The sequence below is a fragment of the Alteraurantiacibacter aquimixticola genome (genome assembly GCF_004965515.1).
GTDB classification, from domain to species: domain Bacteria; phylum Pseudomonadota; class Alphaproteobacteria; order Sphingomonadales; family Sphingomonadaceae; genus Alteraurantiacibacter; species Alteraurantiacibacter aquimixticola.
The window spans coordinates 270,743-297,615 of record NZ_SSHH01000002.1 but is presented as its reverse complement, the minus strand read 5'-3'; the positions used below and the strand labels follow the sequence as shown (position 1 = coordinate 297,615).

Genomic DNA, 26,873 nt, shown 5'->3' with positions numbered 1-26,873 from the left:
TCGGGACAAGAAGGATACGCGATGGCACTTTCCGGTACCGCTGCATCGAGTGATGGCTGGTCATCAAAATCGGCCTTCGTGCTCGCCGCGATCGGCGCGGCGGTGGGGCTGGGCAATATCTGGCGTTTCCCGACGCTCGCGGGGGAAAATGGCGGCGGTGCCTTCGTGCTGGTCTATGTGTTGTGCGTATTGCTCATCGGCCTGCCGATGCTGCTCACCGAAATCCTGATCGGGCGTGCGGGCGGCGGACATGCCGATGCGGTCGGCTCCGTCGGCGATGTGGCGGAGAAATCACGGCGCAGCCGCGCCTGGTCCTTCTTCGGCGGGGTCGAGGTGTTGGCGGCCTTCCTGATCCTGTCCTTCTATTCGGTCGTTGCCGGCTGGGTGCTCAATTACGTGCTGCTGACTGGCGGGGATTTCCTCTCCAGCCTGTTTGCCGGCGCGCCTCTGGCCGGTTCCTTCGCCGGACAGTCGCAGGAAGAGGTGACCGGGCTGATGGGCGCGCTGTTCGAGAGCCCGGGCCGGATGATCGCGCTGCATGCAGCCTTCATGGCAGTCACGCTCGGCATCGTGATGGTCGGCGTACATGACGGGATCGAGAAGGCGGCGAAATGGCTGATGCCTGCCTTTTTCGTGCTGCTGGTGGTCATCACCATCTACGGCGCGTTCGAAGGCGCCTTTGCGCAAGCCGTGGCCTTTCTGTTCACACCCGACTTCTCCAAGCTCTCGCCCTCGGTGATGAATGAGGCGCTGGGGCAGGCCTTCTTCTCGCTCAGCCTCGGGTCGGCGGCGATCATCACCTATGGCTCCTATGTGCCGAAGAATGTGCGGCTGGCGCCCACGGCGGCGACCATTGCGGCAGCGGATACGGCGGTGGCGATCCTTGCCGGCCTGATGATCTTCCCGATCGTGTTCAGCGCCGGGCTGGATCCCGCGGCAGGACCCTCGCTGATCTTCCAGTCGCTGCCCGTTGCGTTCCAGGGCATGCCGGGTGGCGCATTCATGGCGCTCGCCTTCTTCATCCTCATCTTCTTTGCCGCGCTGACCAGTTCGATCTCGCTGCTGGAAGGGCCGACCGCCTTTGTGATCGACCGGCTGCGGCTGGCGCGCCCGGTGGCGGCGGTTCTGGTCGCGGTTCTGGCCTTCCTGATCGGCTGCGCCTGCGCATTGGGCTACAGCACGTGGAGCGATGTGCGGTTGCTGTCCTTCTGGGGCATTTTCGAGAATGCCGATATCCTCGACAGTATCGACGGGATTACCGGACGGCTAATGCTGCCGCTGGCAGGGCTAGGCCTGGCGATCTTCATTGGCTGGCGCGCGGATCGCCGGCTGGTGGAAGTGGAAAGCGGCCTGAGCGGCGGCATGTTCATGCTGTGGCGCGGGCTGGTGGCCTGGCTTGCCCCGGTGGCGGTGTTCCTCATCCTGCTCTTCGGCCTCTTCCCCAGCCTGCTCGGCGCATAGAAAACCGCCGCCCGGGCAGGTCCCGGACGGCGGCTCTCCCAAATCGGGTGGCGGTTATCGCGTCAGAGCGCGGTTTCCGCGTGTTCCTTGCGCGCTTCCTCGCGCACGTCGAATCCCATCAGCATCTTGGCATTATCGATAAAGCCGAGGTCGCTGTTCCAGATCTCGGCCTTGCCAAGGTCCATCCGCAGCATCAGCAGGTTCGGATCGTTCTTGCCGCCGGGGAACCATGCTTCGGCCACGCTCGACCATTGCTTCTCGAGCCGCTCGCGGCTGAGTTCTGGTACCAGCGTACCGGTGAAGCGGGCGAAGATCTGGTTGTCCTTGCCGGAGAATGTCGCGGTGGCCGCGCCGCCTTTGGCGAAGGTATGATCCTTGCGAGTGAAGAACCAGATCGCGCCGTTGGCTTGCTTGTCCAACTGGGCGGTCATCGGCACTGCGGTGTCGGGATCGCTGTCCAGCTGCAGGAACAGGAAGGGGCTTTCTGCCAGGGCCTTCCAGAAGCTGTGCTTGAGTTCGGTTGTCGAGGTCATCGTATTATCTCCTTTGCCTTCCCAACGGGCTGGGGAGGGCGAGTGTTCCGATATCGTCCATGAGCCGTGCGAAAGCCGCGACGGGGATTGCAATAGGCGGCAATAAGAACATAAATAGAACATTGGAGCGATTCGCATGGATTTGTCTGCCCTTCCCAAGGCCGCCCAGCTGGTTCTGCCGGGTGAGCCTGCATCCCGCTGGCGCCCGGGCCTGGGTCGCTGGCCCGACACCGCGCGTGCGCTGCATAGCGAGGTCTTCGCCTCTGCCGATGAGGCGGGCGGGGCGGCCTGCGCGCTGGCGCTGGCGCTCGACGACATGCGCGGTCTCGACAAGGAGCGGCTGGAGGAGAAGGCGGTGCTGTGGGTACAGGACGACCTCTCGCGTCGCCGCAACGGCGTTCCCTATCGCCCCGGCCTGCCGCGCGAACTGCGCCACCGGCTGATCCATGTTGCCGCGCGCAAGGTGGAGGATGCGCTCTTCGCGCTGGAGGAGGGGATGCGCTGCCGCGACCTCGCCTGCGTGATCGGGGAGCTTGCCGGCAATCCGCGCGCGCTGGACCTCACCGCCACAAGACGGCTGAGCCTGGCGGCGGAGCAGCATGGCGTGCCACTGTTCCTCATCCGCCATGACGCGCAGCGTGACACCAGTTCCGCCCGCATGCGCTGGCAGGTCCGCTCCGCCGCTTCACCGCCCCCGCGCTGGAACCCCGCCGCGCCCGGCCAGCCCAGCTGGCATGCCGCGCTGTTCCGCGCCCGTGCCTATCCCCCTGGAGAATGGATCCTGCGCGATGACGGAACGTCCCTCGCCGCCGAGCGTCCGGCCGAGCAGGAGGCCCGATCGCCGGATCATGGCGATCTGGCTGCAACGGCTGGCGCTCGATCGCTGGCGGCACTCTGAAGGCTGCGCGCGGGGTGAGGGCGCCGATGCCCTGCCGCTGGCGCTGATTACCGAGACCGCGCATGGCCCGCGCGTCGATGCGGCCAATGATGCGGGCGCGGAGGCGGGCGCCGCGCCCGGCATGATGCTGGCCGATGCGCGCACTTTGTGTCCCTCGCTCAAGGCCGTTCCCGGCGACCCGGCGGGCGATCTCGCTTTTCTCGAGCGGCTGACTGTGTGGGCGCAGCGTTGGGGGCCATGGTCCGCCATGGACGCCCCCGACGGCTTGCTGGTGGACGTGACCGCGGTCGCGCACCTGTTCGGTGGGGAAGAAGCGCTGCTGGAGGACGCCCACGCCCGCTTTGCCGCGCAGGGCCTTGCCGCCCGCGCTGCCATCGCTCCCACGGCGGGTGCTGCCTGGGCGCTGGCGCATTACGCGCCGGCGGGCACCATCCTTGGCGCGGGTGAGGACGGGGCTGCGCGCCTCTCCACGCTTCCGGTCGCGGCATTGCGTCTCGACGGCGACGTACTGCTGGTGTTGCGTCGCCTCGGCCTCAAGCGGCTGGGGGACCTGCTGGGGATCGAGGACGAAGGTGCAGGTCGCGATGCCATCCAGCGCCGCTTCCGCAACCGCCGCTCGCCCTCTGCCAACCCGCTCGTCCGCATGGACCAGCTGCTCGGCCGCGTGCCGGAGCCGTTGTTGCCGGTGGTGGCGGTGGAGGCCCCGCTAGTACAGCGCCGCTTGCTCGAGCCGATCCGCCACCGCAGCCTGCTCGACCGCGTGCTGGAGGATTTGGCCGAGGACATGGTCCGCACGCTCGAGGCGCGAGGGGAGGGCGCAAGGCGGCTGGAGCTGGGCATGTGGCGCGTCGATGGAGAAGTAGCGGTGCGCCGCCTCGAACTCGCCGCCGCCACCCGCGATGCGAGCCACATCTGCCGTCTCTTCGCCGCACGGCTCGATGATGTCGATGCCGGTTTCGGGATCGAGATGCTGCGCCTCCTCGCCAGCTGGACCGAGCCGCTGGCGCTGGCGCAGGCCGATCTCGACGCCGTAGCCGAGGAGCATGGCACCTCGCTCGCCGCCTGTATCGACAGGCTCACCGTGCGCCTTGGCCCCAAGGCGGTGCGCCGCCCGGTCCCGCGCGCCAGCCATGTGCCTGAACGCGCGCAGACCTGGCAGTCGCCGCTGGAGCCGGAGAAGACTTCGCAAGACCTACTCGATTTGCATTACAGGCCGCTGAAATTGCTAGAAACTCCAGAACAGATCGCAGTGCTTTATGCCAGCCCCGACGGCTATCCCCGGCGCTTCCGCTGGCGCGGCGGGGTGCATGAGGTGGTGCGGGTGGAAGGGCCCGAGCGGATTGCGCCCGAATGGTGGCGCGAGAAGGGCTCTGCCCGCCTGCGCGACTATTACCGGATCGAGGATGGGGAGGGGCGCCGCTACTGGATCTACCGCGCAGGCCTCGCCGGAGACGGGCGCGGCGGTATGCCCGACTGGTACCTGCAGGGCCTCTTCGCCTGATGCCCGATATCCCCCTCACTCCGGACAAGCGGCGGATAGAGCTCGATCCCACGGCGATAGAGCCGCCCCAGCGCGCGGCCTTTGTCGAACTGGGCGTGGCGAGCTGCTTCTCCTTCCTGCGCGGCGCGTCCGATGCAGTGGATCTGGTCACGCAGGCGCGGGCGCTCGGCTACGATGCGTTGGGGATTGCCGATACGAACAGCATGGCGGGCGTGGTGCGCGTCCATACGGAGGCAAAAACACTTAAGATAAAATCGGTTATCGGTTGCAGGATAGAAACAGTCGAAGGTCTTCCCTTCCTTGCCTATCCGCAGGACCGGGCCGGTTACGGGCGCCTGTGCCGTCTGATCTCCGCCGGGCGCATGCGGACGATCGAGGGTGAATGGCAGGCCAAGGGCGAGTGCGACATCGACCTTGCCATGCTCGCCGACCATGCCGAGGGTGTGCAACTGATCCTCCTCCCGCCGGAAGACCTGGCGCAGCGCTTCACGCTGGAGGTGGCGGACAATGTCGTTGCGCTGGACGATCCTGCCAAGTCGGCGCGGCGTGCGATTACCGGCCCGCTGGCGGACATCCTCCCGCATCTTGCGCGTAACCTGCCGACCATGCGCCATATCGCCGCTAGCCATCTCTATCGTGGGGATGACATTGCCCGGATCAACCGGCTCGATGCCCTGGCGCGGGCAAACGGCTTGTCCATCCTCGCGACGAACGACGTGCATTACCACGCGCCCGATCGCCGCCCGCTGCAGGACGTGATGACCGCGATCCGCCACAAGACCACGGTCGCTGCCGCCGGCCACCTGCTCCAGGCCAATGCCGAACGGCACCTGAAAGGCCCCGAGGAGATGGCGAGCCTGTTCGAACCATGGCCGCATGCGCTCAAGGCCGCGCGCGACGTGGCCGATGCCTGCAGCTTCAGCCTTGACGAGCTGCGCTACGAATATCCGAAGCGGACGTACCCCGATGGCATGACGTCCCAGCAATATCTGGAGCAGCAGACATGGGAGGGGGCGAAATGGCGCTATCCCGATGGTGTGCCCGGCAAGGTTGGCAAAACGCTGGAATATGAGCTGGGGCTGATCGGCAAGCTCGATCTTGCCCCCTATTTCCTCACCATCAAGGAAATCGTCGACTTTGCGCGTAGCCGGACGCCGCCGATCCTGTGCCAGGGACGCGGCAGCGCGGCCAATTCGGCGGTGTGTTTCTGCCTCGGCATCACCAGCGTCGATCCGGCCGAGCACCAATTGCTGTTCGACCGCTTTCTCTCCGAAGAGCGAAGCGAGCCTCCCGATATCGATGTCGATTTCGAGCATGAGCGGCGCGAGGAGGTGATCCAGCATATCTACAGGGAGTACGGGCGGGACCGGGCCGGCCTGTGCGCTACCGTCATCCACTACCGCCCGCGCATGGCGATCCGGGAAGTCGGCAAGGCGATGGGCCTGTCGGAAGACGTCACCTCCGCGCTGGCGCGCACCGTATGGGGCAGCTGGGGCCGGGAGATCGACGAGAAGCACGTCGCGGAGGCGGGGATGGACCTGGGTGATCCGCACCTGAAGCGCGTGCTCAAGCTGGCCGAACAGATGATCGGTATGCCGCGCCATCTCAGCCAGCATGTCGGCGGTTTCATCCTGACGGATAGCCTGCTGACCGAGACAGTGCCGATCGGCAATGGCGCGATGCCCGATCGCAGCTTCATCGAATGGGACAAGGACGACATCGACGACCTCGGCATCTTCAAGGTCGATGTACTCGCGCTGGGCATGCTGACCTGCATCAGGAAATGCCTCGACCTGCTGAAGGACCATCACGGAAGGTCGCTGACCCTGGCCACGGTCCCGCAGGAAGACCCGGCCGTTTACGACATGCTCTGCAAGGGCGATTCACTCGGCGTGTTCCAGGTGGAGAGCCGGGCGCAGATGAACATGCTGCCGCGCCTGCGTCCGCGCATCTTCTACGATCTGGTGGTCGAAGTCGCGATCGTGCGGCCAGGGCCGATTCAGGGCGACATGGTCCATCCCTATCTCAAGCAGCGCAGGAAAATGCGCGAAGGCAAGACGGATTTTCATCTTCCCGGACCGGCACCCGAACACGGGCCCCCGGACGAGCTTTCCTCGATCCTCGGCCGGACCTACGGCGTGCCGATCTTCCAGGAACAGGCGATGAAGATCGCCATCGACGCGGCGAAGTTCAGTTCGATCGAGGCCAATCGCCTGCGCAAGGCCATGGCGACTTTCCGCAGCCGCGGCATGGTCCACGAGCATGAGGACATGATGGTCGGGCGCATGGTCGAGCGCGGCTACGATCCCGAATTCGCCCAGCGCTGCTTCAACCAGATCAAGGGCTTCGGTGAATATGGCTTCCCTGAGAGCCACGCCGCCAGCTTCGCGCATCTCGTCTATGTTTCCAGCTGGCTCAAATGCCATTTCCCCGCCGCCTTCGCCTGTGGGCTGCTCAATTCGCAGCCGATGGGATTCTATGCCCCCGCGCAGATCGTGCGCGATGCGCGCGAGCATGAAGTGGAAGTGTTGCCGGTGGATGTGAACCACAGCGACTGGGACTGCACGCTGGAGGAAATCGCTCCTCGTCATTCCCGCGAAGGCGGGAATCCAGATTGCGAGACTCGCGCCATCGCCATGCGCCTCGGCCTGCGCCAGGTGGACGGCCTGCCCGAACATGTCGCCGCGCAACTCGTGGCAGCGCGGGCGGAAGGCGGGCCGTTCCGCGATGTGGAGGACTTGCGCGAACGGGCACGGATATCGCCTTCGCATATCGAGCGGCTCGCCAGTGCGGATGCCTTCACCTCGCTCGATCTTTCGCGCAGGCAGGCGCTGTGGGACGCGCGCAGCCTCGTGGCCGCGCCGGACCTGCCGCTCTTCGCCCATGCGCAGCTGCGTGGGGAGGGGGCGGAGAAGGGCCGGGCCATCCTGCCGCAAATGCCTTTGTCGGAGGAGGTGGTGGCCGATTACCAGACCACGCGCCTGTCGCTGAAAGCGCATCCTATGGCTTTCCTGCGCGCCTCGCTGGCTGAGCGCGGCTTCGTGCGCGCCTGCGACCTCAGGGACCGCAAGTTCCGCTCCATGGTCAATGTGGCGGGCGTGGTGCTGATCCGCCAGCGGCCGGGCTCGGCGAAAGGCGTATGCTTCATCACGCTGGAGGACGAGACGGGGGTCATCAACCTCGTCGTCTGGCCGGACCTGAAGGAGAAGCAGCGCCGCGTGGTGATGGGATCACGGTTGATGGAAGTGCGCGGACGGGTGGAATATGATGACGAGGTGATCCACGTCATCGCCCAGCATATGAGTGATGCGACGCAGGACCTGCATCGCCTGTCGGACGACCTGCTCAACGCGCCCGTCGCCCGGGCCGACCATGTGAACAGCCCGCTTCCGGGGAGCAGGGCGATCCGTCCGTGGGACCTGATCGACGAGCTCCCCAATACCTGCGGCCATCCACGCGATGCGCGGATACTTCCCAAGTCTCGCGACTTTCACTGAGTATGAAGTTCTCGCGCCGCATTGGACGTTTCCGCCTCGACCGCATTGTCATCCTGATCTTGCTGCTGGCCGCAGGCGCGCTGGCAATGCGGGGATGGCTGCAGGAGAACCCGCAGCACAATCCATGGGCGCCGCTGGAAATTGCGCACCCGATCGGTTGGGCCACTGCCTCGAAACTCGACGGGTTGAGAAGTGACGCGACCGCTTGCCGCGCCGTTCTCGATCGCGGGGGCGTCGCCTACAGCGGGTTGCCACCCAGCGGGGAAGGGGAATGCAGCCGTCCCGACCGCACCGTGCTGACGGGCGGTAGCCTCGCTCCTGCCGATCCGCAAATGACCTGCATTGTCGCCACTGCCTATGAGGTGTGGATGCGCCACACGGTACAACCCGCCGCGCAGGAGATTTTCGGCTCGGAAGTACGGCAGGTCCAGCATCTGGGCACCTACAATTGCCGCCGCATCGGCGGGGGAGATGCAGGAAGCTGGAGCGAGCATGCCAGTGGTAATGCCATCGACATCGCCGCCTTCGTGCTGGAGGACGGTCGCAGGGTCAGTGTACTGGGCGACTGGGAAGGCGAGGACGCGGAAGCGCAATTCCTGCGCCGGGTGCGCGATGGCGCTTGCGGCACCTACGCGACCGTGCTCTCACCTGACTACAACTTTGCCCATGCCGATCATTTCCATTTCGACCAGGCCGACAGGATGATCGGCGGCGTGTGCCGCTGAGCCCGGTTTACACAGGCTCCAGCGCGTAGCCGGCGGAGCGGACCGTGCGGATCGGATCGCGCGTGTTCTCGATCGTGATCGCCTTGCGCAAGCGGCGGATATGCACGTCCACCGTGCGTTCCTCGATCTCGCTGCCAGTGCCCCAGACCGCATCGAGCAGCTGGCTGCGGGAGAAGACACGGCGAGGGTGCTCCATGAAGAACTTGATCAGGCGATATTCGGTCGGGCCGATCTGCAGCTGGCGGCCGCGCCGTTCCACGCGGTGGGCGACGGGATCGAGCTTGAGGTCGCCCGCCTCGATCGTCTCGCCAGCGAGGGCCGGGCGTACGCGGCGCAGCACGGCGGAAACGCGCGCCAGCAGCTCGCGGGGAGAGAAGGGCTTGGTGAGATAGTCGTCGGCGCCGGTTTCCAGCCCGCGCACCCGGTCATCCTCCGCCTCGCGCGCGGTCAGCATGATGATGGGGACATGCGCCGTTTCCTTGTCGCGGCGCAGGCGGCGGCAGACCTCGATCCCGCTCACCCCCTCGATCATCCAGTCGAGGATCACCAGGTCGGGCGTCTCCTCCGCGGCCATGACCATGGCCTCTTCGCCATCGGGCGTGACGCGGACGTTGTAGCCCTCACTCTCGAACCGGTATTCGAGCAGTTCGGCAAGCGCGGTATCGTCTTCGACCAGCAGCAGTTTGGGTGCTGACATATTGCAAACCCTCCAGGGTGCGAGGGGCCGTTGGGGACCCTCGATTCCCCGCCCTGATATGTCAATTATGCGTCAGAAATGTTTCAACGCTCAATATCGGACGGATAGGAGCCGACCGCGGCGAAATGCACCATTTCGGCAACATTGGTCGCATGGTCGCCGATCCGCTCGATATTGCGGGCGACGAACAGCAATTGCGCCGCGCTGCTGATGGTGGCGGGGTTTTCGACCATGTAGCTGACGAGGTTGCGGAAGATGCTGTCATAGAACGCATCGACCTTCGCATCGCGCGCGATCACCTCGCGTGCCACGATGGGATCGCGTGCGGCATAGGCGGTCAGCACGTCATGCACCATTTCGGCGGCGACTTCGCCCATGGCGGGCAGCAGGGTCAGCGGTTCGAACCGGCTGCGGCCTTCGATGCGACCCGTGCGCTTGGCGATGTTCTTGGCGTAGTCGCCGATACGTTCGACCACGCCGGCGATCTTGAGCGCGGCGATGATTTCGCGAAGGTCGTCCGCCATGGGTGCGCGCAAGGCGAGAACGCGGACGGCCATGGCGTCCACCTCGGCTTCCAGCGCGTCCATCTTGGCGTCACGCTCGACCACTTCGCGGGCCAGTTCCTCGTCACCGGTGACGATGGCTTCCAGCGCCTGGCTGATGGCGAGTTCCGCCAGCCCGCCAAGCTCCGCGATCAGGCCGCGAAGGCGAGTGATGTCCTCATCGAATGCCTTGACTGTATGTTCTGCCATTAGCCGTACCGACCCGTGATGTAATCCTGGGTTTTCTGCTCCCGAGGATTAGTGAAGATATCCGACGTATGTCCATATTCCACCAGGTTTCCGAGGTGGAAAAAGGCCGTCCGCTGCGAAACGCGCGCCGCCTGCTGCATCGAGTGGGTGACGATCACGATGGCGTAGCGGCCGCGCAATTCGTCGATCAATTCCTCGATCTTGGCCGTGGCAATGGGATCGAGGGCCGAGCACGGCTCGTCCATCAGGATGACTTCGGGATCGACTGCAATGGCGCGCGCGATGCACAGGCGCTGCTGCTGGCCCCCGGAGAGCGCAGTGCCCGATTCCTCCAGCCGGTCCTTCACCTCTTCCCAGAGGCCGGCCCTTTGCAGGCTCTTCTCCACGATTGCGTCGAGTTCGCCCTTGCCCTGCGCCAAGCCGTGGATCCGCGGCCCATAGGCGATGTTCTCATAGATCGACTTGGGGAAGGGATTGGGCTTCTGGAACACCATGCCCACCCGCGCGCGCAACTGCACCACGTCCATGCCCGAATTGTAGATATCCTCGCCATCGAGCTCGATCACGCCTTCCACGCGGGCGGAGGCGATGGTGTCGTTCATGCGGTTGAGTGCGCGCAGGAAGGTGGACTTGCCGCAGCCCGAGGGGCCGATGAAGGCGGTCACATGCTCCGTATGCACGTCGATCGAGACGTGATCGATGGCCTTCTTGTCCCCGTAGTAGACGGAAACGCCCTCGGCATGGATCTTCGGTGCGCTGGTCGGCTCTACGCGCTGCGCGGCAGTGGCCAGTTCGGTCTGTTCCATTACCATTTCTTCTCGAACTTGTTGCGCAGATAGATGGCGATGCCATTCATCAGCAGGAGGAATATCAATAGCACGATAATCGCCGCGCTGGTGCGCTCGACGAATCCGCGGTCGATCTGGTCGGACCACAGGAAAATCTGCATCGGGAGCACGGTGGCATTGTCGGTAAAACCGTCGGGCGGAGTGGCGACAAAGGCGCGCATGCCGATCAGCAGCAGCGGCGCGGTCTCACCCAAGGCGCGGGCCATGCCGATGATCGTGCCGGTCAGGATGCCGGGCAGGGCCAGCGGCAGGACGTGGTGGAACACGACCTGCACCGGGGATGCACCGATGGCGAGAGCGCCGTCGCGGATCGAGGGCGGCACCGCCTTGATCGCATTGCGGCCCGAAATCACGATCACCGGCATCGTCATCAGCGCCAGCGTCATGCCGCCGATAAGCGGGGCGGAGCGATAGCCGGGGAAGATCGCAAGGAAGACCGCGAGGCCCAGTAGGCCGAAAATGATCGAGGGGACCGCTGCGAGGTTGTTGATCGACACTTCGATAATGTCGGTCCAGCGGTTCCGCGGCGCATATTCCTCTAGGTAAAGCGCTGCCAGCACGCCCACGGGGAAGGCCAGCAGCAGGGTGACGATCATGGTGTAGATCGATCCCTTCAGCGCCCCCCAGATACCCACCAGCTGCGGATCGGTGGCGTCGGAGCGGGCGAGGAAGCCGGGGTCGAAGGCATCGTGCAGCAGACCGCGTTCGGCCAGCTCCTGCGCCAGTGGCTGTAATGCAGCCTGCCCGTCTCCCGCATAGGCGGAGGCGAGATCTTCGCTGGTGATCAGCTGGAAGGTGTTGGTGCCCTGCGCCAGCGTGGGATCGGCGATGATCGCGCGGGCGACGGCGCGCCAGGCTTCCGAATTGATCTCGGCCGCGCCTTCCGGACCCAGCGCTTCTTCGGCGGCGAACTGGACGATTTCGGGCAGCCCTTGCGTCTGCAGCGCACGCACCGCGCTCGCCTCGTTCTCGGTCTCCGAAATGGCGAGACCCATGCGCGACAGGTCCACCGGCACCTCGAACACGGTGCGCTGGAAACCGCCGATGCCGTTGCCGAGCATCGTGGCGAGGAGGAAGACCAGCACAGCGACCGAGAAGACGATGGCCGACAGGCCCAGCGCCTTGAAGCGCCGCTCAGCCGCATAGCGCTTCTTCAGCCGGGCCTCGAATGCAGGCGTGCGGGTGGGGTTCACGATATCACTCATAAGCTTCGCGGAACCTCTTCACCACGCGCAGGGCGATGATGTTCAGGATGAGAGTGATGATGAACAGCACGAAGCCCAGGGCAAAGGCGCTGAGCGTTGCCGGATGGTCCAGGCTCGCCTCGCCAGTCAGCATGGCAACGATCTGTACGGTCACCGTTGTCATGGCTTCGAGCGGATTGGCCGAGAGATTGGCGGCATAGCCGGCGGCCATCACCACGATCATGGTTTCGCCGATCGCACGGCTCACCGCCAGCATGATGCCGGCGACGATGCCGGGTAGGGCGGCGGGGATCAGCACGCGGCGGATCGTTTCGTTCGTGGTCGCGCCCATGGCCAGCGACCCGTCACGCATCGCCTGCGGTACGGCGGCAATCGAATCGTCCGCCATCGACGAGACGAACGGAATGATCATCACGCCCATGACGAGGCCGGCTGCCAGCGCGCTCTCGCTGGAGGCGTTGGAAATGCCGATGGAAATGGCGATGTCGCGAATGGCAGGCGCGATCGTCAGCGCGGCGAAGTAGCCATAGACGACGGTGGGCACGCCGGCGAGAATCTCCAGCGCGGGCTTGATCCAACTGCGCAGGCGCGGATCGGCATATTGCGTGAGGTAGATCGCGCTCATCAGGCCGACGGGAATCGCCACGATCATGGCGATGATCGCACCGACGAAGATCGTGCCCCAGAACAGCGGGATTGCACCATAGCGGCTGCCGTCCGGGCTGGCCGCATTGGCCATCGGATCGGGCGCCCAATGCGTGCCGAACAGGAAATCGACGGGCGAGACCATTCCGAAGAAGCGGAAAGTCTCGAAAACCAGCGTCAGGAAGATGCCGAAAGTGGTGAGGATCGCCACCAGCGAGGCGAGGAACAGCACTGTCAGCACGCCGCCTTCCACGCGGGTGCGGGCGGTGAAATCGGGTTTCAGGCGCAGGAAAGCCCAGGCAGCTCCCGCGAGGCCGATGATCAGCGAGATCGCAATGCCCACCCAGCCGTAGAAATTGGTCGCCGAGCGGAAGGGTTCGACCAACTCGCGCGCTTCGGGAATGATCGCGCGATCGGCTGCGCCTGAGGCGACATTGCGCGCCTCGTTGAGGATCGCATCGCGCCGCATGCCGAATTCGGGCAGCGTCTGTGCGCCATCGCTGGCGAGTACTTGCTGCATGATCAGGTCGCCGGAAATGGCGTTCCAGATCAGCGCGAAGAGAAGCACCGGCAGGCCGATCCACAGGGCGGCATACCAGGCATGATAGATCGGCAGGGCGGCAAGGCGCCCGTCAGGCGCCTTGGCCTTGAATTGCCAGGCACGCGAACGGGCCACCAGCCATCCGGCGAGCCCAAGCCCAATGGCGAGGAGAAGCGGTATGGCTGGTGACATCGTTCGTGTAACTTACCTTATTCGAAGTCGGCTGCGGTCAGGGCCGGCAGCTCGGTCACAGCGGCGTTGTTGCGCGCCATAACGTCCTCAGGGCTGGCGACAAGGCCGATCTGCGCAAGCGGACCACCAACTCCCCAGCTTTCGGCCCAGGTGCCGAGGAATTCGGCCAGGCCCGGGATCGCGCCGACATGGTCGTTCTTCACGTAAACGAACAGCGGGCGTGCGCCCGGATAGGCGAAGCTGGAGATGTTTTCGTAGGTCGGCTCCACGCCGTTGACCGACAGGCCGTTCACACGGTCGGCATTTTCTTCGAGGTAGGAATAGCCGAACACGCCCACGGCGTTCGGATTGCTCTCGATCTTCTGGACGATCAGATTATCCTGCTCGCCCTGGTCGACGAAAGCGCCGTCCGAACGGACTTCGGTGCAGATCTGGTCTTCCTGCTCTTCCGAAAGACCTTCGGGCAGCGTGCCAGCCTTGCAGCCGACTTCGAGGACCAGTTCCTTCAGCGCATCGCGCGTGCCGGAGGTCGAGGGCGGGCCGTAGACCAGGATGGGCAGGTTCGGCAGCGACGGGTCGATGTCCGACCAGTTCTCGGCGGTCTGTTCTTCGCCATAAGGATTGGCGGCCAGCGCGCGATAGACGATCTCCGGCGTCAGGTTCATGTCGATCCCGCCCTGAGCGGCGGCAAAGGCGATGCCGTCAAGGCCGACCTGCAGTTCGGTGATGCCCGTCACGTCATTGGCCTGGCAGGTTTCGAATTCCGACAGCTTCATGCGGCGCGAGGCATTGGCGAGGCTGGGCGTATCCGCGCCAGCACCTTCGCAGAACAGCGCCATACCGCCACCCGTGCCGGTCGATTCGATGAGCGGCGAGGGATAGTCGGGATAGTTGCGGGCAAAGGTCTCGCTCACGACAGTGGCGAACGGATAGACGGTGGAGGAACCCACCGCGCGGATGGCCTGGCCCTCGGTGCTGCCCGTATTGCTGCCGCAGGCGGCAATGGTCAGGGCGCCCAGGGCGACGGCGGCGAATTTGAAAGTCTTGGTCATGTCTCTTCTTCCACTTCAATACTGGAGGCGCGGTAGAGGCGCTGTGTTACGGAAAGACGACAGAAGCCGAACATGCCACGGTCACATTCGTGACGGAAGGCATGCCGGCTTCGGCCAGTGGCATCAGAAGTCGATCTGGCCCCGCAGGCCGATTACGTCGGCGCTGTAGGACGTGCTGCCGCCGGGCAGGGCGTAGGCGGCATTGTCATATTCGAGATGGCCGTAGCTCGCCGAAACGCGGGTATAGTCGGTCGGCACCCACACCAGCGAAGCCATATAGCCATTCTGCGTACCGCCCACGATGCTGCCATCGTTCAGGTCCAGGTGATCGTAACGCAGGTTGACCTGCCACGCGCCGGGGCCGCCTTCGTCGATCGGATTGGCCGGACGCGTGCGGTCGAACTTGCCGCCCTTGTAGCCGCGGCTGTCGCCGCCGGTGAGGTAGTAGCCCACTTCGACATAGCCGCCGAAGAAGCCGGGATCGTCAGCGGCGCCGGGCATGTTCACACTCTGCCAGAAACCTTCGCCCACGATGTGGAAGGGGCCGGCGATCGCCGCGGCTTCGAGGCCGGCGCCGAATTCGCTTTCGGCATCCATATTGCCGGTGTTGACCAACCGCTCGGAAGTGAAATGCACCAGCGGGCGCTGGCGATAACGGACGGTCCCGCCCGATTCGATATCGGTGAGGTGCAGCGATCCGCCGAGGTGGAGCTGCGCATCGCCGATTTCGGGGGAGTAGACCACGCGGCCATCGAGGCTGAAGGTCTTGCCCGGCAGGTCTTCGATATTGTCGCTGAAGACGCCGGTCTGCACCATCACGTCGCCGCTCTTATATTCGGCGGAAACGCCCAGGCGGCGCTCGAAGCCGAAGGCATCGGTGAAGGCGGCGCGCTCGATGAAGGAGGACCAGCGGCTGCTGGTCAGCTCTTCCAGCGACTGGAAGTTGTTGTGCTGACCCACAGTCAGCTTCACGTCGCCGGTCTTGTAGGTCAGCAATGCGTCGGTCAGCTCGCCCGAGCCGCCGGCGAAATCGACCTCGATCTTGTAGCCGAAGCCGCCGGGAATATCGCCCTCGACACCGATTCGCGCACGGCGCAATTCGCTGCCGAAACCTTCTTCAAGGCCAAGACCATCGGGCAGGCCGACAGTGCCGGCATCGATATTGAGACGGCCGAACGGCTTGAACGACCAGCCGCCTTCGCCTTCGATTTCGGGCGCGCCGGAGAAGCCGACTTCAATGCCGTCATCTTCGACTTCGGGGGCTGCGATGGCTGCGGTGTTGGCGACGACGCTGGCCTGCGTCGCGTCGGCCTCGTCCTCGATCTCGTCAAGGCGGGCAGACAGCGTTTCGACCTGCGCCTGCAGCATCTCGATCTGTGCACGCAGGGCGGTGACTTCGTCCGTCTGCGCATGGGCAGCAGGTGCGACCAGCGCGGTGCTGGCAGCGAGCGAAATAAGTAGTGGCTTCTTCACTGGGCACTCCAGAAATGTGTCAAATGTGACATCGGTGTGTGCCCCCTATGTCCGCTTCATTTCACTTTTGTGACGGTATCCCCCGATATTCGCGAAATTGAAATCGAATCGTCATCTTTTCGGATGGCGTTGGTGCGCGGCCGCAGGTCTGCCCCTAGTCGCGGACCTGCGGAATGCGCACGCTGATTGTCGTTCCCACGCCTAGCTTGCTGGCAATATCCAGCCGGCCGCGGTGACGTTCGACGATATGTTTTACAATCGCGAGACCAAGGCCCGTCCCGCCGGCTGCCCGGCTGCGGCTGGGATCGGTGCGGTAGAATCGCCGCGTCAGATGCGGGAGGTGTTCGGCCGCGATTCCCTCGCCGCGATCCTTCACCGTAAGCACCGCCATGTCCCGCTCATCCGAGCCGAGGGAGACGGTCACATTCTCCGTCGCGCTGCCATACTTCAGCGCATTGTCGACGAGGTTACGGACCAGCTGCTCCAGCTGCTTGTGGTCGCCGCGAATCATGACCGGGTGGGGCGGCAGTTCCAGCCGCACGCGCTTGACCCTGTCGGGGCCTGCACCATCGCGCGCGGCCTGCTGCGTCAGCTTGGTCAGGTCCAGCTGCTCGCGCGGCTGGTCGTGCTTTTCCGCCTCAACCCGGCTCAGCGACATGAGGTCGTCCACAAGCGTCTGCAGGCGCCGTGCCTCACGCAATACGGTGGCGTAGAACTTTTCCACCTGCGCCGCGGGCATGTCTTCGCCCTCATCCTCCAGCGTTTCCATATAGCCGATGATGGATGCAAGCGGGGTGCGCAGCTCATGGCTGGCATTGGCGACGAAGTCGGTATGCGCGCGGCTGACATCGGCTTCGGATGTGCGGTTGATCAGCTCGATCAGGCTATAGCGCTGGTCGATCGGTGTGCGAGTCATCTGCCACGAACTGCGCGGGCCGGTCAGGCCCTGCACATCGGCGCTGCCGCCTTCCTCCCGGTCGAGCAGGTCCACCGCCACCGGGTGGCGCAGTGCGACGCGGGCATCCTGGCCCACGATATGCGTGCCAATCGCCTCGCGCGCGGCCTTGTTGCCCACGATAATGCGATTCCCGTCGAGCATCAGCATGGGCAGGCCCGAATGCTCGATCAGGTCGCGCATGCCGGAACGGGTAAGCTGCACCCCTTCGGTCGGCGGCGGAGCGGCTTTTTGCGGGGGAGGCATGGCCAGCCAGAAGGATGCGCACCAGACCAGCACGACAGCAGCGATTATAGCGAGATCGACCCCGGCAAATATCAGGATGATGCCGGTCACCACGGCAATCACAATGCCAGCTGCAGGTATGTGACGCCCCTCCATGGCCCGGAGCCTTAGCCGCAAGCCGGGCGGGGTGCCAATGGCTAATTCGGTGGAAGGATATTTGTGACCCATGAGTGACCCGGGCTGCCGATTATCTGGTGACCCCTACGGGAATCGAACCCGTGTTTCAGCCGTGAGAGGGCCGCGTCCTGACCGCTAGACGAAGGGGCCCCGAAAGGCAGATGCCGGTTGTGGGGCAATTGCGCACCGCTGGTGACCCCTACGGGAATCGAACCCGTGTTTCAGCCGTGAAAGGGCCGCGTCCTAACCGCTAGACGAAGGGGCCATTAGCGGTGCGAGCGGCGCACTTAGGGGGGCATTGGCAAACGGTCAAGCCCTGCCGACAGGGAAAATGTGCGCAGGGCCCTCAGTCGGCCCAGGCGGCATCCTCCAGATGCAGTTCCGCTGCTGGTCTCGCACCCCAGTCATCGATCTTTGCACGCCCTGCGAGCCACAGCTTGCGCCCGCGCGAACCGTGGAGCAACGCCTGGCCCATATCGCTTTCCGCCGCACGGAAGGCGATTGCCTTGAACGAGCGGCCATCGTCGCCCGCAGCGATCAGCCTGACATGATCGGTGCCCACAATGTCGACCTTCACCAGCCGCACCGGCCCGACGGCGATTCGCGGACCGGGCCAGCCGACGCCGAAGGGCCCCGCTTGGTCGAGCGTTTCGACGAGGTCGGGGGTGAGGCCGCCGGGGGCAAGGGCAAGGTCGAGCTTGAGCACCTGGTTGGCGCTCGCCTGAGCGACGGGGCGGGCCAGCCGTTCCTCCAGCCATTCGGAGAAGGCATCCAGCCGCGCTTCCTCTACCGTGAGGCCTGCCGCCATGGCATGGCCCCCGCCGCCCACCAGCAGGCCCGTCTCGCGCGCGCCGATGATCGCCGCGCCAAGGTCCACGCCGGAAATCGAGCGTCCCGAACCCTTGCCTTGTCCGCTCTCCTCATCCAGCGCGATGACGATGGCGGGCTTGCCGGTCTTCTCCTTGATCCGCCCGGCAACGATGCCGATCACGCCCGGATGCCAGCCATGGCCCGCCACCAGCTGCACCGCGCGGTTGTGCTGGCCGGACAGCTTCTCCTCTGCCGCTTCCTGCACCGCTGCCTCGATCCCGCGGCGCTCTTCGTTAAGGCGCGAGAGCTGCTCGGCAATGATCCGCGCCTCGTCCGGGTCCTCGGTCGTCAGCAGGCGTACGCCGAGCGTTGATTCGCCGACGCGCCCGCCGGCATTGATGCGCGGGCCCAGCGCGAATCCGCAATCGCTGCAGCTGGGCGCGCGGTTGAGGCGAGAGGCGTCGATCAGCGCGGCCATGCCGGTGTTCTGCCGGCGCGCCATTACCTTGAGGCCCTGCGCCACGAAGGCCCGGTTGAGCCCCCGGATAGCAGCAACATCGGCTACCGTGCCCAGCGCGACGAGGTCGAGCAAGGCGAATAGATCCGGCTCCGAACGGTCGGCGAAATAGCCGCGCTGGCGCAATGTACGCACCACCGCCACGGCCAGCAGGAAGGCGACGCCGACTGCGGCAAGGTGGCCGTGGGCCGCGGCAAGGTCGCTCTCATCCAGCCGGTTGGGATTCACCAGCGCATAGGCGCGTGGCAGTTCGGGCGAGCATTTGTGGTGGTCGACCACGATCACGTCCACGCCGGCATCGTTGGCCATGGCCAGCGCTTCATGCGCCATGGCGCCGCAATCGACGGTGACGATCAGGCTGGATCCATCCTGCCCGATGCGCACCAGCGCCTCTCCCGAAGGACCGTATCCCTCCAGCAGCCGGTCGGGGATATAATGGCCCGCATCATGGCCCAGCATGCGCAACAGGCGGATCAGCAAGGCCGAGCTTGTGGCGCCATCGACATCGTAATCGCCATAGATCGTCACCGCCTCGCGCGCGATCACAGCCTCGGCGATGCGTTCGGCGGCGCGGTCCATGTCCCTGAATTCCGAAGGATCGGGCAGGAATGCGCGCAGGCTGGGATCGCGGTGCATCGCAAGATCTTGCCGCGCAACGCCGCGCGCCAGCAGCAGCTGATTAACGATGTCCTCGGCAATGCCCGCCATGGGATCATCGAGCTGCATATTGCCGCCAAGCCAGCGCCAGCTCTTGCCCGTTAAGGACTGATCAACACCAAATATCGCAGGAGCTTCTTGCATGATCTGCGGATAACGCGCGCCGGGAAATCACGAAAGACGAATATCGCTTCTATCGACAAAAGCGGTGAAGAGCTGTCCCGTTCTGCACCGTTTTGGGGTCACCGCCTTGCCTTGTCGGGAAATTCGCATAGGCAAGTCTTGGTATCAGACGGAACTGTTCGTTCAGGACAAGGGATTGGGGATCATTTCAGTAACACCACGCCCATCCGACAGCGGGCTGGAAAACGCGGTTGTCCTGCTGTTCAAGGCGGGCAAGCGCCCGGTTCTGGCCGATCTCCGGGCCATGTCCAGCGAACGTGGGCAATTTGCCGTTACGCTGGAATCTAACGAAAATGATGCCGGGGATCAATGGGCGGAATTGCTCGCCAACGGCTTGACCTTCGATGTCGCGGGCCTCGCTCCGGGGGCTCCGGTGGCCATACCCTCCTGCGAGCATTCCTACGGCTTTGATGGGGAATTCGACGTCGGCGACGCAGAGGCGGTCAGCCTTTCTCCCGGCCCGCACCTGATCGGCGGCGCGCCGATGATCCCGGTGCTGCGCTGTCTCGCCTGGCTGGCGTCCGAACTGTCGCGGCTTCCAGATGTGATGGCAGTGTTATGGAGCCCGGCCGGCACCGCTTGCGAGCCCGCCTACTTTGCCGAGTCGGTGGAACGCTGGATCGGCGGCGGGGCTTTTCCGGGCCTTGGCCTTACTGCGCTGGAGAGCCAGGAGGACGGTTCGCTGGTGAGTAAGGGACTGGCGCTGTTCACTGGGCAGGAATTGCACATCGATGCCGAGCTGGCGCTCGACAAATCGCAAGGCGCCAAGGTGGCCTTGCGCCTGCTTCACTGGCTGGTGGAGAACGGGCGCGTTGACCAGGCGATGTCGCTTACCGGACCCAATGGCGGAACTTTGATCTTGGAGCCGCGGCCGGATGAGGGCATGGTCGGCGTGTGGAGAGGCTCAAGATAAGTTCGACGCAGCCGCCGGTAGCGGATTCTGCGAATAGGGAAAGTCGCGCGCGAATCTCGTTTCGCGCGGTCAACAAGCCGGGGCAGCCCGGCTACCAAAAGGGCATGCAGCGTCATCACCTGCTGCCGCGACAGCTGATCAATTCACCGACGCTGGGGCGCCTTTTCGAAGGCGTGGGACGCGATCGGATCGGCTTCGATGATTTCCGCTTCAACGGCCTCTTGCTCCCGGCGATGGAGCAAGCCTCTGCCGTGCTGGGCCTGCCGCTCCATCGTGGGCCGCACCGGCAGTATAGCGAGGTGGTGGCCGAACGAGTGGCGCAGATCGAGCGCGAATGGAGCCGGATGTACGCCACCGACCCCGAGCAGGCGGGGCAAACTGCCCTGATGCGCATGCGGCTGTTGCAGGCGGCCCTGCGGCGCAGCCTGCTGCGGCCGGGCCGACGGTGGCTGAAGCTCAACCGCAATGACCAGCTGGATAGCGGAGTAGACTTCAGCGAGCTGGACGCGATGGCCGACACCATCTGGTCCGATACGGAATAGGGCTGGCGCAAGAAGCGCCCAAAATCACGCCACCTTGCGGAGGTCGGGCCATTGCCTGGCCAGCGCCGCGCGACGCTGGTCTGCATGGCGGGTGCCGCGCAATTCGTTCTCCAATTTTCGCGACAGTTCGCCGAGATCCGATTCGCCGAAATTGGCTGCCACGCCGGCCAGCTTGTGCAATTCGCTGGCGATCTCGTCCCAATCCTCATCCTCGGCGTTCTCGTCCAGCGCCTTGTCAATGCGCTGCAGCAGCTTCGCCTTGCGGGCATGGTACTTGCGTTCGAGCGAGTGCCTGGAGGAATCCAGCGCAGGCTCGCGCGAGATATCGCTTAGATGCGCGAGTTCCTGGCTGCCCGCCTCTTCGTCGACCGCCTTTGCAAAGCGCGCCAATTCCCGGGCGAGATCGGCCATTCGCACCGGCTTGCCGATGTGACCTTGCATGCCCGCTTGCAGGCAGGCCGCGATATCTTCGCGGAAACAGTTTGCGGTCAGCGCCACGATCGGCAGCGTCTCGGCATCGAAACCGGCAGCGCGGATGGCGCGAGTGGCCTCCAGGCCGTCCATGTCCGGCATCTGCATGTCCATCAGAACGATATGAAAGGGCTGGCCGGCACGATGGGCGCGCTGGACTGCCTCTACGGCTTCGATACCGTTCTTGGCCAGCTCGGGCTCCAGTCCCATCGTCTCCATCATGGCCAGAATCAGCTGCTGATTGATCTCGTGATCTTCCGCGATCAGCACGCGCTTGCATTCGAGCACTTCGGGGATCCCCATGTCAGGAGCGGTGATGCTTGGCTTGTGAGTGTCCTTCTCCACTTTCTTCAGGGGAAGCAGGACGGTGAAAGTGCTTCCCTTGCCGGGCTGGCTTTCTAGCTGGATGCGCCCTCCCATCATCCGCACCAGCTGGCTGCTGATGGTCAGACCAAGTCCGGTGCCGCCGAACTGGCGCGAAGCGAGGCTGTCTTCCTGGTTGAACGGAGCGAAGATCGCCTCCTGTTCCTTCTCGCCAATACCGATGCCGGTATCCGCGACGGAAATGGCAACCACTTGCTCGCCATCCACCAGCCTGAGCCCGGCCGAAACTGTCACGACACCATATTCGGTGAACTTCACCGCATTGCCGATGAGGTTGAGGACGACCTGACGGGTGCGCATCTTGTCGAGCTCGATATGGACAGGCAGATCGTCGCTAACATCCAGCGTAAATTCCAGGCCCTTGGCCTCTGCAATCGGGCGCATCAGGTCGATACAGTGCTTGAGCTTGGAGCGCAGGTCGGTCGCTTCCTTCACCAGCCGCAGCTGGCCCGCTTCGATCTTCGCGAAATCCAGGATGTCGTTAAGCAGGCGCAGCATGGCGCGCCCCGAATCGGCAACCAGACGAACTTGCTGGCTTTGCTCCTCGTTGAGGTCGGATTCGAGCAGCAGTTCGGTGAAGCCGATCACGCCATTCATCGGCGTGCGAATCTCGTGGCTCATATTGGCGAGGAATTCGGTCTTGGCGCTCGCTGCATCTTCGGCCCGCTGGCGCGCCAGCTTGAGGTCGTCTTCCAGCTCCTTGGAGCGCTGGATATCGATATTCAGGCCGACATAGGCTTGCAGGTCGCCATCGCTGCCGAATTCCGGTGCGCCGATCGTGGTGACCCACAAGGTGCGGCCATCGGGCCGCTGCCAGCGCCACTCATCGCGAAAGACGGAGCGGGATTCGACCGCCGCCTGCCAGCGCCGGAACACCCGGTCGCGATCGGCGGGATGGATCGCGTTCGCCCAGCCTTCACCTAGCCAGGCGCCATGCACCAGCCCGGTCATCTGCTCCCACGCCTTGTTGACATAGACGGCCTTGCCCGTTGGATCTGTACGCCAGATGCCTGCCGGGGATGCCTCGGCTAAAGTGGTGAAGCTGCGCGCGGCGGGATCGTCCTGCCTGCTGTTCGCCGAGAGGCGAAAATACAGGAAGGAGAAGATGATCGTTGCTGCGGCGAGCAAGGCGACAAGTGAATTTGCGAGCATGATCCATCCGCGCGAGGTTGTTTCCCCGTACGTTCTCGCGCAGCCTAGCTAGAAAATAGCTTGTCGCCTGCTCGGTATTTGCCCTTAGGCGTCCTGTCTTGCGAAGGCGCCGTTCGCGGCGGAAAGGATCGCGCGAACACTGGCTGTCGCCACGTCCTCGTCGATACCCACGCCCCAGCCGCTGCGCCCATCGGGCAGGCGGCATTCGACATAGGCCGCCGCATTGGCATCGATACCCGATCCCAGCGCGTGCTCGACATAATCGAGCACTTCGAAATCCATGCCGTAGGTCTCGCGAATGGTCGCCAGCACGCTGGAAAGCAGGCCCTTGCCGCGTCCCGACACGCGCTCCTGTACGCCGTCGACGCAGATCGTGCCGGTGAAGATGCGGCTGCCGTCGGCAGCCTTGTTTTCCTCGTAATCGATCAGGCGGAAACGCTTGGGCACATTGCCGATGAAATAGGCCTCGCGGAAGCATTGCCAGATGTCTTCGGCGTTCAATTCGCGGCTCTGCTCGTCGGCCATCTTCTGCACATGGCGCGAGAAATCGGCCTGCATCTTTTTCGGCAGCTTGAGGCCCTGCGTCTGTTCCAGAACCCAGGCGAAGCCGCCCTTGCCGGACTGCGAATTGACGCGGATCACCGCCTCGTAACTGCGGCCCAGGTCTGCCGGATCGATCGGCAAATAGGGCACGCGCCACAGCTCGTCATTGCGGCCGTGCTGCGCTTCGAAGCCCTTCTTGATTGCATCCTGGTGGCTGCCGGAAAAGGCCGTGAAGACCAGCTCGCCGCCATAGGGATGGCGCGGGTGGACGGGCAGCTGGTTGCAATATTCGACCGTCTCGATGACCTTGTCGATATTGCTGAAGTCGAGCTGCGGATCGACGCCCTGCGTGTACATGTTCATGGCCACGGTCACGAGGCAGCAATTGCCCGTCCGCTCGCCATTGCCGAACAGGCAGCCTTCGACGCGGTCGGCGCCCGCCATCATGCCCAGCTCCGCCGCGGCGACGCCGGTGCCGCGGTCATTATGCGTGTGCAGGCTGATCACCGCCGCATCGCGATTGGGCAGGTTGCGGCAGAAATATTCGATCTGGTCGGCGTAGATATTGGGCGTTGCCGCTTCCACCGTCGCCGGCAGGTTGATGATCAGCGGCCAGTCCTTGCTGGGACCGACGACCTTCATCACCGCCTCGCAAACCTCCAGGCTGAAATCCAGCTCGGCGGTGGAGAAGGTCTCGGGCGAATACTGGAAGTGCCACTTGGTGCCGGGCTGCTTCGCCGCCTCGTCCACCAGCAATTGCGCGCCCTTGATGGCGATCTGCTTCACGTCCTCGCGGCTCATGCGGAAGACGATGTCGCGCCAGGCCGGGCTGACGGCGTTGTAGAGATGCACGATTGCCTCGCGCGCGCCCTGCAAGCTTTCGAAGCTGCGCTTGATCAAATCCTCGCGCGACTGGGTCAGGACCTGGATCACCACGTCATCGGGGATACGGTCCGACTTCACGAGGCCGGAGATGAAATCGAATTCGGTCTGGCCGGCGGCGGGGAAGCCGACTTCGATTTCCTTCACGCCCACTTCCACCAGCAGGTCGAAGAAGCGGTTCTTCTTCACCGAATCCATCGGATCGATGATCGACTGGTTCCCATCGCGCAGGTCTGTCGAGAGCCAGCGGGGCGGGGCGGTGATGGTGCGCGCAGGCCATTGCCGGTCGGGTAAATCGACCTGCGGGAATGGCTGGTATTTTCGGCTCGGGTCCTTGAGCATCGGCATGGCGGGAAGCCTCTATCGCTTATCTTGCGCGCGGCAAGGGCCGCTGCGCATTTTCCTTCGGTTCAGTGCTGGAAATGTCCCTTAGGCGGGGTGTCCATGCGCATGGCGCGCAGGACCGTTGGCACGCCTAAGGGCGTGTAAGTCGAAGCAGCGATAGGAGCTCACGACGGTCCATAGCCTCCAGCATATGCGGTCAGGGTTACCAAATGTCTAGTGCGCAGATGCAAAGAAGCGCGCGACCCCGGGCAGGGATCGCGCGCTCCTGATGCGCAAAAGGCAGTGCCAATTACTGCTTTTCGAAAGCGATGGTGATGTTGAGCTCGACTTCATCACCCACCAGCGGCGTGAAGCCGCCAAGGCCCCATTCCGAACGGGTGATGGTAGTGTGCCCTTCGAAGCCCACGGTCAGCGCCTGGGTGAACGGATTGGCACCCGCACCGACGAATTCGGCCTGCACGGTGACCGGCTTGGTCACGCCGTTCAGCGTCAGGTCGCCCATAATATGCGCCGTGTTGTCGCCCGTCTGGTGGACGGAGGTCGACACGAAGCGGGCTGCGGCCGGATCGGGGCCGAAGAAATCGGGTGCGGCCGCGCCTTCGCCGGCGGCGCGCAGCAGGTGATCCGTCAGGCCGGCGCTTGCGGTGGTGACCGAAGCGACCGGGATCGTCACGTCCACCTTGGCCGAGGTGATGTCCGCCGGATCGATTTCCAGCGTACCGGCGACATCGCCGAAGATGCCGAAATAGTCGTTGAAGCCGAAGTGGTTGACGCGCCAGCCGACCAGCGAGTGCGAAGCATCGGTGGCATAGGTGCCGGCTTCCACGCGGCTGGCATCGAGGGCGCCGGGCAGCTGCGGCGGGCCGCCCTGGGCGTTGAGCGCACCGAAGGAAAGGGCCACGGCGCCAGCGGCACCGGTCACGGCAAGGATGGTCTTACGCATAGAAAGGGTCTCCCAGTGGAATTGTCCGGGGCGCAATCTGACGCCCCATTTTGACAATGTCCACTGGGTTTAGGCTTGGCCCGCCCCAATCAGTTCTTTTCCTGGTCCACCAGCTTGTTTGCGGTGATCCACGGCATCATGGAGCGCAGCTGCGCGCCGGTCTTCTCGATCGGATGTTCTGCCTGGCGCTTGCGGGCGGCCTTCATTTCCGGGTTGCCCACGGCATTGTCGAGCATGAAGCGCTGTACGAAGCGGCCGGCCTGGATGTCTTCCAGCACGCGCTTCATCTCGGCCTTGGTCTCATCGGTGATGACGCGCGGGCCGGTGTGGTAATCGCCATATTCGGCGGTGTTGGAGATCGAATAGCGCATATTGGCGATGCCGCCTTCATACAGCAAGTCGACGATCAGCTTGGTTTCGTGCAGGCACTCGAAATAGGCCATTTCAGGGGCATAGCCCGCCTCGGTCAGCGTTTCGAAGCCGGCCATGATCAGGTGGGTGATGCCGCCGCACAGCACGGCCTGCTCACCGAACAGGTCGGTCTCGCACTCTTCCTTGAAGTTGGTTTCGATGATGCCCGAACGGCCGCCGCCGACGCCGGAAGCGTAGGCGAGGGCGATGTCATGGGCATTGCCTGAATTGTCCTGGTGGATCGCGATCAGGCACGGCACGCCGCCGCCCTTCTGGTATTCGCCGCGTACGGTGTGGCCGGGGCCCTTGGGTGCGATCATGATGACGTCGATATCGTCCGACGGCTCGATCAGGCCGAAATGGATGTTGAGGCCGTGGGCGAAGGCGAGGGCGGCGCCCTTCTTCATGTTGCCCTTCAGGTCATTGGCCCAGATGGCGGCCTGGTGCTCGTCGGGAGCGAGGATCATCAGGATGTCGGCCCAGCCGGCGGCTTCGGCATTCGACATGACCTTGAAGCCCGCACCTTCGGCCTTCTTCGCGCTGCCCGAACCGGGGCGCAGGGCGATGGCGACGTTTTTCACGCCGGAATCGCGCAGGTTCTGCGCATGGGCATGGCCCTGCGAACCATAGCCGAGCACGGCGATGTTCTTGTCGGTGATCAGGTTCAGGTCGCAATCGGCGTCGTAATAGACTTTCATCTGGTATTTCCCGTTCTTGTCCTCTCGTCATCCCCTTCGCGAGCG

The 26,873-nt window shown here is 64.3% G+C and carries 21 protein-coding genes and 2 tRNA genes; 7 read left to right on the top strand and 16 right to left on the bottom strand.

Going from position 1 to position 26,873, the window contains the following annotated elements; all coding sequences use genetic code 11:
• The first annotated feature begins 21 nt into the window (after nt 1–21).
• Nucleotides 22–1,461 carry a sodium-dependent transporter gene (locus tag E5222_RS07855; protein ID WP_136693217.1) on the top strand — a complete coding sequence of 480 codons (1,440 nt, stop codon included), beginning with the start codon at nt 22–24 and terminating at the stop codon, nt 1,459–1,461.
• 62 nt (nt 1,462–1,523) lie between these two features.
• Here the strand turns inward: E5222_RS07855 and E5222_RS07850 are convergent, their stop codons facing one another.
• The gene (locus tag E5222_RS07850) at nt 1,524–1,994 is read right to left on the bottom strand and encodes a pyridoxamine 5'-phosphate oxidase family protein (RefSeq protein ID WP_136693216.1); all 471 of its coding nucleotides are present in this window, start codon (nt 1,992–1,994) and stop codon (nt 1,524–1,526) included.
• Nucleotides 1,995–2,130: 136 nt separating this feature from the next.
• Between E5222_RS07850 and E5222_RS07845 the strand changes: the two genes are divergently transcribed.
• From E5222_RS07845 to E5222_RS07830, 4 genes are read left to right on the top strand one after another with little or no spacing between them, the layout of a single operon-like run.
• A complete protein-coding gene (locus E5222_RS07845) occupies nt 2,131–2,892 on the top strand; it encodes a hypothetical protein (protein WP_136693215.1) in 762 nt (253 codons plus the stop codon).
• Nucleotides 2,843–4,393, top strand: a complete 1,551-nt coding sequence (locus E5222_RS07840; RefSeq protein ID WP_211196120.1) for a DUF6504 family protein — start codon at nt 2,843–2,845, stop codon at nt 4,391–4,393. Before E5222_RS07845 ends, E5222_RS07840 begins: the two co-directional genes overlap by 50 nt.
• Entirely contained in the window at nt 4,393–7,890 is a 3,498-nt protein-coding gene (locus E5222_RS07835; RefSeq protein ID WP_136693213.1) for an error-prone DNA polymerase, read from the top strand. Before E5222_RS07840 ends, E5222_RS07835 begins: the two co-directional genes overlap by 1 nt.
• Before the next feature lie 2 nt (nt 7,891–7,892).
• Nucleotides 7,893–8,615 (top strand): extensin-like domain-containing protein, encoded by a 723-nt coding sequence (locus E5222_RS07830; protein ID WP_136693212.1) that lies wholly within the window; start codon nt 7,893–7,895, stop codon nt 8,613–8,615.
• A 7-nt stretch (nt 8,616–8,622) separates the two neighbouring features.
• Here E5222_RS07830 and phoB read toward each other — a convergent pair whose 3' ends face one another.
• From phoB to recJ, 11 genes are all read right to left on the bottom strand, one after another.
• Nucleotides 8,623–9,312, bottom strand: a complete 690-nt coding sequence (gene phoB / locus E5222_RS07825; RefSeq protein WP_136693211.1) for a phosphate regulon transcriptional regulator PhoB — start codon at nt 9,310–9,312, stop codon at nt 8,623–8,625.
• Nucleotides 9,313–9,395: 83 nt separating this feature from the next.
• Nucleotides 9,396–10,064 (bottom strand): phosphate signaling complex protein PhoU, encoded by a 669-nt coding sequence (gene phoU / locus E5222_RS07820; RefSeq protein WP_136693210.1) that lies wholly within the window; start codon nt 10,062–10,064, stop codon nt 9,396–9,398.
• Nucleotides 10,064–10,870 (bottom strand): phosphate ABC transporter ATP-binding protein PstB, encoded by an 807-nt coding sequence (gene pstB, locus E5222_RS07815; RefSeq protein ID WP_136693209.1) that lies wholly within the window; start codon nt 10,868–10,870, stop codon nt 10,064–10,066. Before pstB ends, phoU begins: the two co-directional genes overlap by 1 nt.
• Entirely contained in the window at nt 10,870–12,117 is a 1,248-nt protein-coding gene (pstA, locus tag E5222_RS07810) for a phosphate ABC transporter permease PstA (protein WP_136693208.1), read from the bottom strand. The genes pstB and pstA overlap by 1 nt, the downstream gene beginning before the upstream one ends.
• The gene (pstC, locus tag E5222_RS07805; protein WP_136693207.1) at nt 12,110–13,495 is read right to left on the bottom strand and encodes a phosphate ABC transporter permease subunit PstC; all 1,386 of its coding nucleotides are present in this window, start codon (nt 13,493–13,495) and stop codon (nt 12,110–12,112) included. Before pstC ends, pstA begins: the two co-directional genes overlap by 8 nt.
• 17 nt (nt 13,496–13,512) lie before the next feature.
• On the bottom strand, nt 13,513–14,547 hold the full coding sequence (locus E5222_RS07800; RefSeq protein WP_136693206.1) for a substrate-binding domain-containing protein: 1,035 nt from the start codon (nt 14,545–14,547) through the stop codon (nt 13,513–13,515).
• 123 nt (nt 14,548–14,670) lie between these two features.
• Nucleotides 14,671–16,020 carry an OprO/OprP family phosphate-selective porin gene (locus E5222_RS07795; RefSeq protein WP_246021612.1) on the bottom strand — a complete coding sequence of 450 codons (1,350 nt, stop codon included), beginning with the start codon at nt 16,018–16,020 and terminating at the stop codon, nt 14,671–14,673.
• A gap of 154 nt (nt 16,021–16,174) precedes the next feature.
• A complete protein-coding gene (locus E5222_RS07790; RefSeq protein WP_136693205.1) occupies nt 16,175–17,356 on the bottom strand; it encodes a sensor histidine kinase in 1,182 nt (393 codons plus the stop codon).
• A gap of 96 nt (nt 17,357–17,452) precedes the next feature.
• Nucleotides 17,453–17,527 (bottom strand) — tRNA-Glu (locus E5222_RS07785).
• Between the two features lie 40 nt (nt 17,528–17,567).
• Nucleotides 17,568–17,642 (bottom strand) — tRNA-Glu (locus E5222_RS07780).
• Nucleotides 17,643–17,723: 81 nt separating this feature from the next.
• Nucleotides 17,724–19,505 carry a single-stranded-DNA-specific exonuclease RecJ gene (gene recJ / locus E5222_RS07775; protein ID WP_136693204.1) on the bottom strand — a complete coding sequence of 594 codons (1,782 nt, stop codon included), beginning with the start codon at nt 19,503–19,505 and terminating at the stop codon, nt 17,724–17,726.
• A 64-nt stretch (nt 19,506–19,569) separates the two neighbouring features.
• On the opposite strand from recJ, the gene E5222_RS07770 reads away from it, so the two are divergent.
• Both E5222_RS07770 and E5222_RS07765 read left to right on the top strand, forming a co-directional pair.
• Nucleotides 19,570–20,457, top strand: coding sequence for a hypothetical protein (locus E5222_RS07770; protein ID WP_136693203.1), 888 nt, complete (start codon nt 19,570–19,572; stop codon nt 20,455–20,457).
• Nucleotides 20,454–20,999, top strand: coding sequence for an AHH domain-containing protein (locus tag E5222_RS07765; RefSeq protein WP_342773178.1), 546 nt, complete (start codon nt 20,454–20,456; stop codon nt 20,997–20,999). The genes E5222_RS07770 and E5222_RS07765 overlap by 4 nt, the downstream gene beginning before the upstream one ends.
• 24 nt (nt 21,000–21,023) lie before the next feature.
• Here the strand turns inward: E5222_RS07765 and E5222_RS07760 are convergent, their stop codons facing one another.
• From E5222_RS07760 to ilvC, 4 genes are all read right to left on the bottom strand, one after another.
• The gene (locus E5222_RS07760; RefSeq protein WP_136693201.1) at nt 21,024–23,006 is read right to left on the bottom strand and encodes a PAS domain-containing hybrid sensor histidine kinase/response regulator; all 1,983 of its coding nucleotides are present in this window, start codon (nt 23,004–23,006) and stop codon (nt 21,024–21,026) included.
• 84 nt (nt 23,007–23,090) lie between these two features.
• Nucleotides 23,091–24,779 (bottom strand): 2-isopropylmalate synthase, encoded by a 1,689-nt coding sequence (leuA, locus tag E5222_RS07755; protein ID WP_136693200.1) that lies wholly within the window; start codon nt 24,777–24,779, stop codon nt 23,091–23,093.
• A gap of 286 nt (nt 24,780–25,065) precedes the next feature.
• A complete protein-coding gene (locus E5222_RS07750; protein ID WP_211196119.1) occupies nt 25,066–25,719 on the bottom strand; it encodes a YceI family protein in 654 nt (217 codons plus the stop codon).
• Between the two features lie 89 nt (nt 25,720–25,808).
• The gene (ilvC, locus tag E5222_RS07745; protein WP_136693199.1) at nt 25,809–26,828 is read right to left on the bottom strand and encodes a ketol-acid reductoisomerase; all 1,020 of its coding nucleotides are present in this window, start codon (nt 26,826–26,828) and stop codon (nt 25,809–25,811) included.
• Nucleotides 26,829–26,873: the final 45 nt, after the last annotated feature.